Origin of the sequence: Micromonospora sp. CPCC 205554 (assembly GCF_036902745.1) — a bacterium.
Lineage (GTDB): Bacteria > Actinomycetota > Actinomycetes > Mycobacteriales > Micromonosporaceae > Micromonospora > Micromonospora tulbaghiae.
On record NZ_JBAKHP010000012.1, the window covers coordinates 41,743 to 54,581 of the forward strand.

The 12,839-nt window shown below is 73.8% G+C and carries 11 protein-coding genes and 1 riboswitch; of the genes, 2 read left to right on the plus strand and 9 right to left on the minus strand.

Features of this window, described 5'->3' with window-relative positions; all coding sequences use genetic code 11:
- The 3 genes from ribD to rpe form a co-directional block, all read right to left on the minus strand.
- Positions 1-1,062, minus strand: coding sequence for a bifunctional diaminohydroxyphosphoribosylaminopyrimidine deaminase/5-amino-6-(5-phosphoribosylamino)uracil reductase RibD (gene ribD, locus V6U82_RS17700; protein ID WP_334462537.1), 1,062 nt, complete (start codon positions 1,060-1,062; stop codon positions 1-3).
- Between the two features lie 169 nt (positions 1,063-1,231).
- Positions 1,232-1,404, minus strand: a riboswitch (FMN riboswitch).
- Positions 1,405-1,478: 74 nt separating this feature from the next.
- Positions 1,479-2,435 carry a response regulator gene (locus V6U82_RS17705; protein WP_091424366.1) on the minus strand — a complete coding sequence of 319 codons (957 nt, stop codon included), beginning with the start codon at positions 2,433-2,435 and terminating at the stop codon, positions 1,479-1,481.
- Between the two features lies 1 nt (position 2,436).
- The gene (gene rpe / locus V6U82_RS17710; protein ID WP_128137820.1) at positions 2,437-3,117 is read right to left on the minus strand and encodes a ribulose-phosphate 3-epimerase; all 681 of its coding nucleotides are present in this window, start codon (positions 3,115-3,117) and stop codon (positions 2,437-2,439) included.
- A gap of 261 nt (positions 3,118-3,378) precedes the next feature.
- On the opposite strand from rpe, the gene V6U82_RS17715 reads away from it, so the two are divergent.
- Together V6U82_RS17715 and V6U82_RS17720 are read left to right on the plus strand one after the other, a co-directional pair.
- The gene (locus V6U82_RS17715) at positions 3,379-4,266 is read left to right on the plus strand and encodes a septum formation family protein (protein WP_128137821.1); all 888 of its coding nucleotides are present in this window, start codon (positions 3,379-3,381) and stop codon (positions 4,264-4,266) included.
- 77 nt (positions 4,267-4,343) lie between these two features.
- Positions 4,344-5,234 carry a septum formation family protein gene (locus V6U82_RS17720; RefSeq protein ID WP_334462544.1) on the plus strand — a complete coding sequence of 297 codons (891 nt, stop codon included), beginning with the start codon at positions 4,344-4,346 and terminating at the stop codon, positions 5,232-5,234.
- Positions 5,235-5,277: 43 nt separating this feature from the next.
- Here V6U82_RS17720 and V6U82_RS17725 read toward each other — a convergent pair whose 3' ends face one another.
- The 6 genes from V6U82_RS17725 to V6U82_RS17750 form a co-directional block, all read right to left on the minus strand.
- Positions 5,278-7,026 carry a M28 family peptidase gene (locus V6U82_RS17725; protein ID WP_334462546.1) on the minus strand — a complete coding sequence of 583 codons (1,749 nt, stop codon included), beginning with the start codon at positions 7,024-7,026 and terminating at the stop codon, positions 5,278-5,280.
- Between the two features lie 233 nt (positions 7,027-7,259).
- Positions 7,260-8,831 (minus strand): RsmB/NOP family class I SAM-dependent RNA methyltransferase, encoded by a 1,572-nt coding sequence (locus tag V6U82_RS17730; protein WP_334462548.1) that lies wholly within the window; start codon positions 8,829-8,831, stop codon positions 7,260-7,262.
- On the minus strand, positions 8,828-9,754 hold the full coding sequence (fmt, locus tag V6U82_RS17735; protein ID WP_334462718.1) for a methionyl-tRNA formyltransferase: 927 nt from the start codon (positions 9,752-9,754) through the stop codon (positions 8,828-8,830). Before fmt ends, V6U82_RS17730 begins: the two co-directional genes overlap by 4 nt.
- A 5-nt stretch (positions 9,755-9,759) precedes the next feature.
- Positions 9,760-10,320, minus strand: coding sequence for a peptide deformylase (gene def / locus V6U82_RS17740; RefSeq protein WP_043324943.1), 561 nt, complete (start codon positions 10,318-10,320; stop codon positions 9,760-9,762).
- 42 nt (positions 10,321-10,362) lie between these two features.
- Positions 10,363-11,625 carry a cytochrome P450 gene (locus tag V6U82_RS17745; protein ID WP_334462551.1) on the minus strand — a complete coding sequence of 421 codons (1,263 nt, stop codon included), beginning with the start codon at positions 11,623-11,625 and terminating at the stop codon, positions 10,363-10,365.
- Positions 11,626-11,719: 94 nt separating this feature from the next.
- Positions 11,720-12,700: an AAA family ATPase gene (locus tag V6U82_RS17750; RefSeq protein ID WP_120570499.1), complete on the minus strand. Its 981-nt coding sequence runs from the start codon at positions 12,698-12,700 to the stop codon at positions 11,720-11,722.
- Between the last annotated feature and the right edge of the window lie 139 nt (positions 12,701-12,839).

Genomic DNA, 12,839 nt, shown 5'->3' on the forward strand with positions numbered 1-12,839 from the left:
TCAGCCCTCCCTCTTCCGGGGCAGCGCGGTGATCCGCAGGTCGGGACCGATCCGCGTAACGTCGGTGATCTCCAGTTCGATGGCGTCGGCGATGGTGCTCACGCCGGCGTCGAGCAGCGCGGTCGGGCCGGCGCCGAGCAGCTTCGGCGCGACGTACCCGACGATCTTGTCGACCAGGCCGGCGGCGAGGAACGCGCCGGCCAGCGTCGGCCCGCCCTCCAGCAGCGCGGCCCGCACGCCCCGGTGGTGCAGCTCCGCGAGCAGCGCCGGCAGGTCGACCCGGCCGTCCGGCCCGGCGCCGACCTCCGCGGCGGTGGCCACCCAGGTGCGGGCGGCGCCGTCGCGGACCCGGGCCTCGGCCGGGGTACGCCCCGAGCTGTCCACCACGACCCGCAGCGGCTGCCGGATGGCGAGCGTGCCGTCGCGCAGGTTGCGGGCGGTCAGCCGGGGGTCGTCGGTGAGCACGGTGCCCACCCCGGCGAGCACCGCGTCGACGGTGCCGCGCAGCGCGTGCACGTCGATCCGGGCCGCCTCGGAGGTGATCCACATGCTGGTGCCGTCGGCGGCGGCGGAACGCCCGTCGAGCGTGGCCGCGTACTTCCAGATCACGTGCGGCCAGCCGCGGCGCATCGAGGTCAGCCAGGCCACGTTGCCGGCCTCGGCCTCCTCCGCGCGTACCCCCAGGGCGACCTGGACCCCGGCGGCGCGCAGCGTGGCCGCGCCGCCGGAGGCGACCGGGTTGGGGTCGGGCACGGCGATCACCACGCGGGACACCCCGGCGGCGATGAGCGCGTGGCTGCACGGGCCGGTGCGGCCGGTGTGGTCGCAGGGTTCCAGGGTGACGACCGCGGTGCCGCCGCGGGCGCGCGTACCGGCCTGGGCCAGCGCGACGATCTCCGCGTGCGGGCCGCCGGCGTACGCGTGGAAGCCCTCGCCGACGACCTCGCCGTCGGCGTCGAGCAGCACACAGCCGACCACCGGGTTGGGGCTCGTGGCGCCGAGGCCGCGCGCGGCCAGTTCGATGGCACGACGCATCGCCTCGTCGACGGAGACGCTCGCCATGGCCGCCTGTCCTCCCGCTCGCCGGTCGCGCGCGGGCGGGTTCGGGAGCAACGGCCACGAAAGCCGCGGACACGCGGCGGCGGAGAACCCGGGGACGGCGACGCCGACCCCGGGGAGCCCACGCGGCGGCTGAGGGTGCTCAGCGGCCGGCAGGGGCCTCCCCCGTTCCGCGCGCTGTCTCCCATCCGGACTTTCTGGGGGCGGACGAGCCGCACCCCAACCGTCGGCCCCGGATTCTCACCAGGTCCACCGTCCGGCCGAAGCCGTCCGGGTCGCGGGCTTACCACGGTCGGACCGTGGATCACCGCCGGTTCGGAATTTCACCGAGCCCCGCCAGCGCGTGGTGGGTATACGGGAAGTCTTACACGTTCCGCCCGGCCGCGCGCCACAGAGGCGAGCTACCTCACAGGACCGCCTCAGGTGACGCCGCGCCGGCGGTCCACCGCCACGTACGAGCCGGGCTGGCTCTTGGCCACCGTCTTCATCTCCGAGGCCACCGCGATCGCCTCCAGCGGGTCGGTGAACCGCTTGCCGGAATCGGACAGCGACACGCCGATGGAGAGCGTCACGAGCGCGGCGCGGCGGATGTTGCCGCGCCGGTCCTTCAGCTCCACGAAGCCGCGTTCCCGGTCGGTCGCGTCGTAGAGCGCGTCCGCGGCCTTCTCGAAGTCGACGACGGCCCGGCTGGTCAGCGGCCGGACCTGACCGGGCGTGCAGACGATGACGAAGTCGTCGCCGCCGACGTGGCCGAGGAACGCCGGCGGCAGCCCGATCGACACCACCGCCCGGTGCAGGCTGCGGGCCAGCGCCGAGATGAACTCGTCGCCGCGCACGAAGCCGTACCGGTCGTTGACGCTCTTGAACCGGTCGATGTCGATGTAGCCCACGGCGTAGTCGACGCCGTTGCGTACCCGGTCGCTGATCTCCCGCCGGATGCGGCTGTTGCCGGGCAGCCCGGTCAGCGGCGAGACCTCCCGGAACTCCTTGTTGCGCCGCAGCGTGGAATTGACCCGGGCCACCAGTTCCAGCGTGTCGAACGGCTTGACCAGGTAGTCGTCCGCGCCGACGCTGAGCCCGTTGACCTTGTCCTGGGTCATCCCCTTGGCGGTGAGCATGATCACCGGCAGGGCCGAGGTCATCGGGTCGGCGCGCAGCCGCCGGGTCAGCTCCAGCCCGTCGATGCGCGGCATCATCAGGTCGACCACCGCGAGGTCGGGCCGCTGCCGCTCGATGATCTCCAGCGCCTCCTGACCGTCGGCGGCGTGCAGCACCTCGAACCCGTGCAGGCGCAGGTTGAACTCGACGAAACGGGCGATGTCCTCGTCGTCGTCGACGACGAGGATCACGTCGGGTCGCTCGCCGGCCGGGTCCATCTCAGGCGCCGGTCATCGCGCGTTCCGCCAGGCCCCGCAGGCGGCGTACCGCCTCCGCGGGATCGTCGGCGCCGTAGACGGCGGTGCCCGCGACGAACGCGTCGGCGCCGGCCGCGGCGGCCTGCTCGATGGTGTCCGCGGCGATGCCGCCGTCGACCTCGATGCGCAGCTCCAGGTGCCCGCTGTCGACGTGCCGGCGGGCCGCGCGCACCTTGTCCAGCAGTTGCGGCAGGAACCGCTGGCCGCCGAAGCCGGCCTTGATCGTCATGATCAGCAACGTGTCGAAACTCGGCAGCAGTTCCAGGTACGGCTCGATCGGGGTGTCCCGGTCGATCGCCAGCCCCGCCTTCGCCCCGGCCGAGCGCAGGTCCTTGGCCAGCGCGACCGGGTCGTCGCACGCCTCGGCGTGGAACGTGACGTTGTACGCCCCGGCGTCGGCGTACCCGGGCGCCCAGCGCCGCGGATCCTCGATCATCAGGTGCACGTCGAACGGGATCCCGGTGACGGCGCGCAGGCTCTGCACCACCGGCAGCCCGATGGTCAGGTTGGGCACGAAGTGGTTGTCCATGACGTCGACGTGCAGCCAGTCGGCGGCGGGCTCCACGGCACGGACCTCGTCGGCGAGGCGGGCGAAATCGGCGGCCAGGATGCTCGGCGCGACGATCGGCGGCGGTACGGTCACCGGGCCAGTGTACGAACGCGGTGATCCGGAGGTCGCGGCACGTCTCCCGGAGTGACAGGCGGTGATGCCTCACGCACCGCCGGTGCACCATCCGGCCGTCCGGAGAGAAAATCGGCACGAATAGTCGCCGGTGACTGGCCGATCGATTGAAAGATGACGAAACTCCTACAGGGACGGTCACGTATGCTGCACGCCCGGGCGCGGGGGACGCCGGTCGGGCCTGCGGCGACCGGCTGTCATCTCTCCCGGAAGGGGCGGACGATGCGACGGTGGCTCCACGTGCTCGCGCTGGCCGGCGCCGCGACTGCGGTGCTCGCCGGATGCGCTCAGACGCACCGGGCCGACGGCGACCTGATCGACGACTGGGCGGCGCTGCCGGTGCCGCAACTGTTCGTCCCCGCGACCGAGGCGTGCCTGCCCCGGCTGAGCACAGTGGTGGCCGCCGCCACGTACGAGACGGTGAACTGCGCGGGCAGCCACCTGGCCGAGACCGTGCACGTCGGCCGGTTCAGCGGGCCGGCGGCGCAGGGCGTACGCCCGGAACCCGGCTCGCCGGCGCTGCGGACCGCGCGCGCCGAGTGCGACCAGCGGGCCCGGGAGATGATCGGCGGGGACTGGCACGCCGCCCGGCTGACCCTGAACATCGCGCTGCCCACCGTCACCGCCTGGACGTCCGGCGCCCGCTGGTTCCGCTGCGACCTGGCCGAGACCGACAGCATCGACAACACCCGCCCGGTCAACCGGGTCGGCAGCCTGCGCGGCGCGCTCGTCGGCGACAACCCGCTGGTACACAGGTGCTTCGACCCGAAGCTGATCGGCCAGAACCTCAACTACATGGCCCCGGTGCTGTGCACCGAGCCGCACCGGGCCGAGTTCGTCGGCGTGTACGAGGAACGCGACATGAGCTGGGCGGAGTTCACCCGGGGCGCGCCCGCCACGCACCGGCGCTGCATGACGCTCATCGCCGCGTTCGCCGAGGTGCCGGACAACGCCGAACTGCCGTACCGGGCCGGGTCCATCTTCTACCCGCCGTCGCAGCGGGAGTGGGAGGAGGGCGACCGGGGCGTGCGGTGTTTTCTGTGGAGTGACGACCGCAAGCTGAACCGCTCGGTGCGCGGCGCCGGGCCCGAGGGACTCCCGGTCACCTGAGCGGCTGCCGTATGCTGCACCGCCGAGGCGTACCGGTCGACCGGGCGGCGCCGGATGCACGGGGGAGGTCGGTCGGGATGCGGCGATGGCGGGTGGCGGTCACCGTGGGCGCCGCGGTGGCGCTGGCGCTCGGCGGCTGTGCCGCGCCGGCCGGAGTGGACCGCGACCTGGTCGACGACTGGCCCGCGTTCGCCGCGCCGGTCGGTTTCGTGCCGAAGTCCGGCGCCTGTCACCCCACGGTCGCCGACGTCGGCTACCTCAGCGGCTACCAGCCGGTCGACTGCGCCACCCCGCACCGCACCGAGACGCTGCACGTGGGCACGATGACCGGCGCGGAGGCGGAGCGCTCGGCGCCGCCGCGTACCGGCTCGGCCGGGATGCGCGCCGCGCACGCCGAGTGCGCCCGGCAGGTCACCCGGGCCGTCGGCGCGGACTGGCGCGGCGGGCGGCTGCGCCTGGCGGTGGTCTTCCCCTCGGCTCTCGCGTGGTCCGGCGGGGCCCGCTGGTACCGCTGCGACGTCGCCGAGATCACCGACCTGGACGAGGGCGCCGTGGCCCAGCGCACCGGCAGCCTGCGGGGCGCGTTGAAGCCCGGCTCGAAGCTCGCGCTCGGCTGTTTCAACCCGAAGCTGAGCAAGGACGAGGTGCAGTCGATGCGGCCGGTGGCCTGCACCTCCCGGCACCACGCCGAGTTCGTCGGCGTCTACCAGGCGCCGGACATCACCTACGCGGAGTTCGAGCGCACGCCGCTGCGCACGCACAAGGCGTGCCGGGGCCTGATCGCCAAGTACGCGAAGCTGCCGAACGACGGCAACATGCAGTACCGCGCCGGCACGATCATCTACCACCCGTTCGAGGAGCAGTGGCGCGACGGCGACCGGGGCGTGCAGTGCTTCCTGTGGGTCTCCGAGCGTTCGCTGACCCGGTCGGTCAAGGGCGCGGGCGCCAAGGCGCTGCCGATCACCTGAGGCCCGGGCGGGGCGGGCCGGCGCCCGCCCCGCCCGGGGCCACTCAGCCGACCTGCAGCGTCACGTCGTCCACGACGAAGCTGGTCTGCAACGAGGAGTCCTCGACCCCGGTCCACTTCAGCGTGACCGTCTGACCCGCGTACGCGGCCAGGTTGAAGGTGCGCTGGGTGTAGCCGGTGGCCTTGTTCAGGTTCGAGTACGTGGCCAGCGTGGTCGAGCCGACCTGCACGGTCAGCTTGTCGTACGCGGTCGAGCTGGTCGTCTCGGCCGTGTCGATGTGCAGCCAGAACGAGAACGTGTAGCTGCTGCACCCGGCCGGCAGCGTGACCGACTGGGACAGCGTGTCGGTACGCGAGGTGCCGTACCCGTTCATCCACGCCTTGTACGACCCGGTGCGGGCCGCCTGGCTGGAGCTGTTGGTGATCACGCCGGAGCTGGCCGTCCACGGCGTGGTGCCGGACTCGAAGCTGCTGTTGCCGATGAGCTGGCCGCCGGTGCAGCCGCCGCTGCCGCCGGTCACGGTGAGCGTGTAGCCGGCCGTGCGGGTGGCCGAGCCGGTGCCGGTCACGGTGAGCGTGAACGTGCCGGTGGTGGCCGTCGACGAGGCGGTGACGGTCATGGTGGCCGAGCCGCCCGAGGTGACCGACGACGGGCTGAAGCTCACCGAGACGCCGCTCGGTGCGCCGCTGGCGGACAGCGTCACGGTCTGCGCGCTGCCGGCGGTGGTGGCGGTGCTGACGGTGGCGGTGGTGGAGCCGCCCCGGGCGACGGTGCCGGAGGTGGGGCTCACCGAGACGGAGAAGTCGTTGGCCGGGGTGCCGCCGCCGACCGCGAGCTGCCAGATCGCGTACGCGACGCCGTCCGCGCTGCGGTTCAGGATGGTCGTGTTGATGTTGCTGGTGTTGTCGCAGGAGCGGTGGTAGCACCCGTCGTACGCCGCGCCCGCGGTGCCGCCCCACTTGCTGGCCTGCGCCGAGCTCTTGGTGTAGCTGGCACCCGCCGCGTACCCGGAGGTCTGGATGCCGGCGTTGGCGAACGAGTAGTCGTCCGACCGGCCCTGCCCCTCGGTGTTCTCCTCCGGCGAGATGCCCAACGAGTCCCAGTACGCCTTCAGCGGCGCGGCGGTGGCCGAGGTGATCCGGTTGATGAAGTAGCCGCCGTTGGGCGAGCCCACCATGTCGAAGTTGTAGTAGCCCTTGATGTAGCCGCGCTGGGTGGAGCTGAGCTGGTTGACGTAGTGCTTGGAGCCCTGGAGGCCCTGCTCCTCGCCGTTCCACCAGGCGAACCGGACCCGCTTGGTCATGGTCGGGTTCTGCGCGGCCAGCACCAGCGCGTTCTCCAGCAGCACCGACGAGCCGGAGGCGTTGTCGTTGATGCCGGGGCCGGCGGCGACGCCGTCCAGGTGCGCGCCGAACATGACGACCTGGTCGGAGGGGCCCTGCGGCCACTCGGCGATCAGGTTGTTGCCCGGGTAGGTGCAGGTGGTGCAGTTCTGCTCGGTGACCGTGTAGCCGGCGGCCTGGAGCTTGCCCTTGACGTAGTTGACCGATGCCGTGTAGCCGGCCGAGCCGGAGCGCCGGTTGCCGCCGTTGCTGGTGGCGATGGAGTTGAACTGGGTGAGGTGGGCCTGGATGTTGCTCAGGGAGACGTCCGGCGCGGCGAGCGCGGCGGCGGCCGGGGCGGGGGCGGGGGCCGGAGCGGGCGCGGCGGAGGCGGTGCCGGCCAGGCTCGCCGTCGTCAGGGTGGCGACGAGGGCGAGCGCGAGGCTCGTGGTCGGCGTTCTGCGTCTCATGGAGACTCCTCGTGGGGGTTCGGCGGGCGGGGTGCCGGGACCGGTGGTCGAAACAGTTACATGCATCGATCTAACAGTCAACGGGCTGTCACATCCCACCGGCCCCCTCCCCCCACCGGGATGCCGCACACGCTCCATCCCTCCCCATTTCGCCCGCATGACGAGCAAGGAGTTCGTGTCCGGGCACGGCGGCCCGCGACACGAACTCCTTGATCGACTGGAGGAGAGGGGGGTCAGACCCGGCGGAGGACCGCCAGGAACATGGCGTCGGTGCCGTGGCGGTGCGGCCAGAGCTGCACCGTGGGGCCGTCACCCAGGCCCGGCATGCCGGCCGGCAGCAGCGGTCGCGCGTCGACGAAGTCGACGCCGAAGCCGCACCGCCGGGCCGCCTCGGTCACCGTCACGTGCGTCTCCACCACGTGCGGCGAGCACGTCACGTACGCGACCAGGCCACCCGGCCGGGCCGCCCGCAACGCCGCGGTGAGCAGTTCCCGCTGCAACCGGGTCAGCGGCGGCAGATCCGACGGCTGGCGGCGCCACCGCGACTCCGGGCGGCGGCGCAGCGCGCCCAGCCCGGTGCACGGCGCGTCCACGAGCACCCGGTCGAAGTGCTCCTCCGGCAGCTTCGGGTCGCTGCCCACGCTGCGCCCGTCGGTGTTCAGCACCGTCACCGGCAACCCGCGGGTGGCCTGTTCGACCAGCCGCGCCCGGTGCTCGGCCACCTCGACCGCTGTCAGCCGGGCGCCACGGGTCGCGGCGAGCGCGCCGAGCAGGCCGGACTTGCCGCCCGGGCCGGCGCACAGGTCCAGCCACCGGCCGTCCGGCCCGTCCAGCGGTGCCGCCGCCAGCGCGTCCGCCACCAGCTGGGAACCCTCGTCCTGCACGTGCGCGCGGCCGTCGGCCACCGCCGGCAGGTCACCCGGCGCGCCGCCCGGCAGGTACACCGCGTACGGCGAGAACGCGCCGGGGGCGCCGCCCACCTCGTCGGCGAGCGCCACCGCATCGGCCCGGCCCGGCCGGGCGCACAGGTGCACCGGCGGGCGCTCGTTGTCCTCGATGAGCAGCCGGGTCGTCTCGCCCACGTCGCCGCCGAGCGCCTCGGCGAACGACCGCACGATCCACTGCGGATGGCTGTACGCCAGCGCGAGGTGCCCGATCGGGTCGGTCTCCTCGGCCGGGGCGAGCTTCGCCACCCAGGCGTCGGCGTCCCGGCTGGTGATCTCGCGCAGCACCGCGTTGGCGAACCCGGTGGCGCCCGGCCCCACGGACCGGACCAGATCCACCGTCGAGGACACCGCGGCGTGCGCGGGCACCCGGGTGTGCAGGATCTGGTACGCCCCGAGCCGCAGCGCGTCGCGCACCGGCGGGTCGATGCGCTGCACGTCCCGCCCGGCCGCGTCGGTGACGATCGCGTCGAGCGTGCCCGTGTACCGCAGCGTGCCGTAGGTCAGCTCGGTGGCGAACGCGGCGTCCCGGCCGGTCAGCCCGGCCTCGCGCAGCATCGCCGGGAGCACCAGGTTGGCGTACGCGTCGTCGCGGTGCACCGCCGCGATCGCCTCGTACGCGATCTGCCGGGGCAGGTCCACGGCCGGACGGACCGGGCGGCGCCCACCGCGCCGGTCCCCACCGAACCGGTCTCCGCCACGCCGATCCGCGCCGGAACGGTCTCCGCCACGCCGATCGGCGCGCTCACGGTCACCGCCGAAACGGTCACCGGCACGCCGGTCCGCGGCGGGCCGGTCGGCGTGCTCACGCGCGTACCCCCGGGGACGCTCGCCCTCGACGGGCCGGTCCGGGCGCGTCACGCGAACACCTCGCCGGCGGTGACCCGGGCGCCGCGTGCCCAGTCGCCGGCGGGCATGGCCTTCTTGCCGGCGGCGCGCACCTCGCCGAGGCGCACCGGCGTGGTGGCGGTACCGACGAGCACGCCGGACTTCTCCACGTGCAGCTCCCCCGGCTTCAGGTCCGGACCGTCGGCCAGCGGGGTGACCGGGCCGAGCTTGACCCGGTCGTCACGGAACGTGGTCCACGGGCCGGGCGCGGGCGTGCAGGCGCGGATGCGCCGGTCCACCGCGAAGGCGGGGTCGCCCCAGCGGACGCGGGCGTCCTCGACGGTGAGCTTCGGGGCGAGCGAGACACCGTCGGCGGGCTGCGGCACGGCCCGGGCGCTGCCGGCACCGATCGCGTCGAGGACCGCGACCAGCAGCCCGGCGCCGGAGTGCGCGAGCCGCTCCAGCAGGTCACCGGAGGTGTCGGTGGGCCGGATCTCGTCGGTGACGGTGCCGTAGACCGGGCCGGTGTCCAGCCCTTCCTCCAGCTCGAAGACACTGGCCCCGGTCAGCTCGTCGCCGTGCAGCACGGCGTGCTGCACCGGCGCGGCGCCGCGCCAGGCGGGCAGCAGCGAGAAGTGCAGGTTGATCCAGCCGTGCCGGGGGATCTCCAGCGCCACCGGCGGCACCAGCGCGCCGTAGGCGACCACCGGTACGCAGTCCGGCGCCAGCTCGCGCAGCCGGTCGAGGAACTCCGGCTCACGCGGGCGGGCCGGGGTGAGCACCTCGACGCCGTGCGCGTCGGCCCACGCGCCGACCGGCGAGCGGACCAGTCCCCGGCCCCGGCCGGCCGGGGCGTCGGGGCGGGTGACCACGGCGAGCAGTTCGTGCCCGGAGGCGGCGATCGCGTCCAGGGCCGGTACGGCGACAGCCGGCGTGCCGGCGAAGACCAGGCGCATCCGGGTCACCGCCCCAGGCCGAACGGGTTGCCGGCGGCGTGCGGGCTGAGCTTGACGGTGGGCGGGGCGGCCTGGTCGTACCACTCGGCCTGGCGGATCGCCTTCATGGCCTCCTTGCGGCCGGCCGGGTCGAGCCGGTCGACGAAGAGCACGCCGTCGAGGTGGTCGGTCTCGTGCTGCACGCAGCGGGCCATCAGGCCGGTGCCGACGATCTGCAGCGGGTCGCCGTAGCCGTTGAAGCCCTTGGCGATCACGTTCTGCCGGCGCTTGGTGTCGAAGTAGAGCCCGGGGATGGACAGGCAGCCCTCCGGGCCGTCCTGTTCCTCCTCGTCGGGGAACTCCAGCACCGGGTTGACCAGGTGGCCGAGGACGTCGTCGACGTCGAAGGTGAACACCCGCAGGCCCACCCCGAGCTGCGGCGCGGCCAGGCCGGCGCCGCTCTGCTCGCGCATCGTGTCGGTCAGGTCGGCGATCAGCTTGCGCAGCTCGGCGTCGAAGTCGACGACCGGGTCGGCCGGCGTGCGCAGCACCGGATCGCCGAACAGACGGATGGGCTGGACGGTCACTCGGCGTGGCTCCTTGTCTGGGTCGAACGATGCGCGTCCAGTCTACGGAGTCGGCCCGGCCGCCCCGGGTGGCGTACCGGGAACGGTGACCGGGGCCGCCTGACGCCCCACCCTCACCGGCAGTGTGGCGTGACCACGCAGGGTGAGCCGGACCCGCCGCTCGGGCCGGCCCGCCACCGCCAGACCGGGCAGCCGGCGCAGCAGCAGCGGGAACGCCACCTGCGCCTCCAGCCGGGCCAGCGCCGCCCCGAGGCAGTAGTGCGGCCCGGCGCCGAAGGACAGCGGCGCGATCTGCGCCCGCCACGGGTCGAAGCGGGCCGGATCCGGGTAGCGGCGGGGATCGCGGTTGGCCGCGCCGAGCAGCACGATGACCCAGCTCTCCGGCGGCAGGTCGACGTCGCCGTACCGGGACGGCGCGGTGCTCATCCGCGAGGTGAGCTGCACCGGCGAGTCGTAGCGCAGCAGCTCGTCGACGTAGGCGGGGGCGAGGTCGGGCCGCTCGCGCAGCGCCGCCGCGGCGCGCGGATGGTCCAGCAGCGCCACCAGGCCGTTGCCGAGCAGGTTGGTGGTGGTCTCGAAACCGGCCACCAGCAGCACGATCAGGTTGGCCAGCAGCTCGTCGCCGGAGAGCCGGTCGCCGCCGTCGTGGGCCTGGACCAGCGCGGTGGTGAGGTCGTCGGCCGGGGACCGGCGGCGGGCCGCCACCAGCTCGGTGAAGTAGCTGCGCAGCTCGGCCGCGCCCCGGTCGGCCACCGCCAGCTCGTCGGCGGTGATCTCCGGTTCGAGCACGCCGGTCAGGTCGGTGGCCCAGCGCCGGAACAGCGGCCGGTCCGCCGCCGGCACGCCGAGCAGCGCGCAGATCACCCCGACCGGCAGGGGGTACGCGAACGCGGCCATGAAGTCGACCGGCTCGTCGGCGGCGAGCATCGCGCCGACCAGCTCGTCGGCCTGTGCCCGCACCACGTCGCGCATGGCGGCGATGCGGCGCGGGGTGAACGCGCCCGCGGCCAGCCGCCGCATCCGGCTGTGGTCGGGCGGGTTGGTGCGCAGCATCGACCGGGAGATCGACAGCACCGCCGGGCTCTCCCGCCAGCCGGGCATGAACTGGTCGCGCAGCGCGTCGTCCATCACACCGAACCGGGCGTCACGCAGGATCGCGTCGGCCTCCGCGTAGCCGGTGACCACGTAGAAGACCGGCCCGGCCTGGACCACCGGACCGTGGGCGCGCAGCCGCTCGTACGTCGGATAGGGGTCGAGACGACCCTCGGGGGACATCAGCAGCGCGAGCGCGTCGGTCGGATCCACGATTCCGCCTCCCCAGGCATCGGAGGCCTTCATCATGCTCCGGCCCGCCGGACCGGGTGAACCCGTGACGGCGAGGTGGCGGTATCCCCGGCGGTCAGGCGCCGGCGCCCGGCTCCCCGGCGAGCACCGGGCCGCCGCCGAGCAGCGCGTGCTCCGGCAGCGGCAGCGTGATGCCGTGCGCGTCCTCCCAGTCGTGGATCAGCCCCGGGCGGGCCTGCGCGGTGAAGAAGTCGAGCGCGCTGATGCCGCCGACCACCGGCTCCTCCACCTCGGCGACCAGCCGGGCCGGGACCATCGGCAACCCGGCACGCACCGCCGCGCTGAGCCGCCGGTGCCCGTCCACGACGAAGAAGTACTCGCCGGTGTAGCCGATGCTCAGCGGCTCCGGCTCCTCGCCGCTGCCGGCCGCCTCGGCGGCGGCGTCGGCGTCCCAGAGGCCGCGCAGCGTCGACACGTCCTCGGTGGGGTACACCCGGGTCGGGTCGAGCAGCAGCAGCGGCTGGCCGGCACGCAGCACGTCCGCGCCGAGGCGGCCCTCGTAGACGTCGATGACGTGCTGGATGACCTGCTCCGGGTTGGCCCGGGTGGTGTCGCAGACCAGGTCGTAGTTGCGCAGGCGGGCCTTGTCCACGCCGTACCGGACGATGAACCGGCCGCGCTCGCTCTCGCTGCGCTCGCGCAGCTTGGCCCGCGCCTCCTCCAGCGAGGTGTAGCTCTCCGCCGGGCCGGACGGACGGGCCAGCACCCGCCGGGCCGCCTCGGTCGGCTCGGTGATCATGTGCACCTTGAGCGCGTCGGTGAAGAAGTGCCAGGCCAGGCGGGAGTCCATGACCAGGGACTCGCCGGAGGCGGCGATGTCGCGCTGGAGCTGGTCGACGTAGCCGTCGACGGCCTGGTCCAGCTCGGCGTGCAGGTTGAGCTGGAGGGCGGTCATCTGCCGCTCCTGGGCCATCTGGCGGTAGAGGTCGCCGACGCTGACCCGGCGCAGCCCGAGCCGCTTGGCAATCTCGACCGAGACGGTGCTCTTGCCACTGCCGAGGTCACCGTTGAAGACGATCGACTGACGAACGGTCACGACTGGTCCACCCCTGCTCACCGGCTGACTGACGACATCGAGTGTCGGCCCGACGTGCTCTGGCACCCGCCGCGCCGCGTCCCGCGCGGGAAACCGCGCGGCTGGGCATGACGGGCGATGCTATCACCGCCCGCTACTC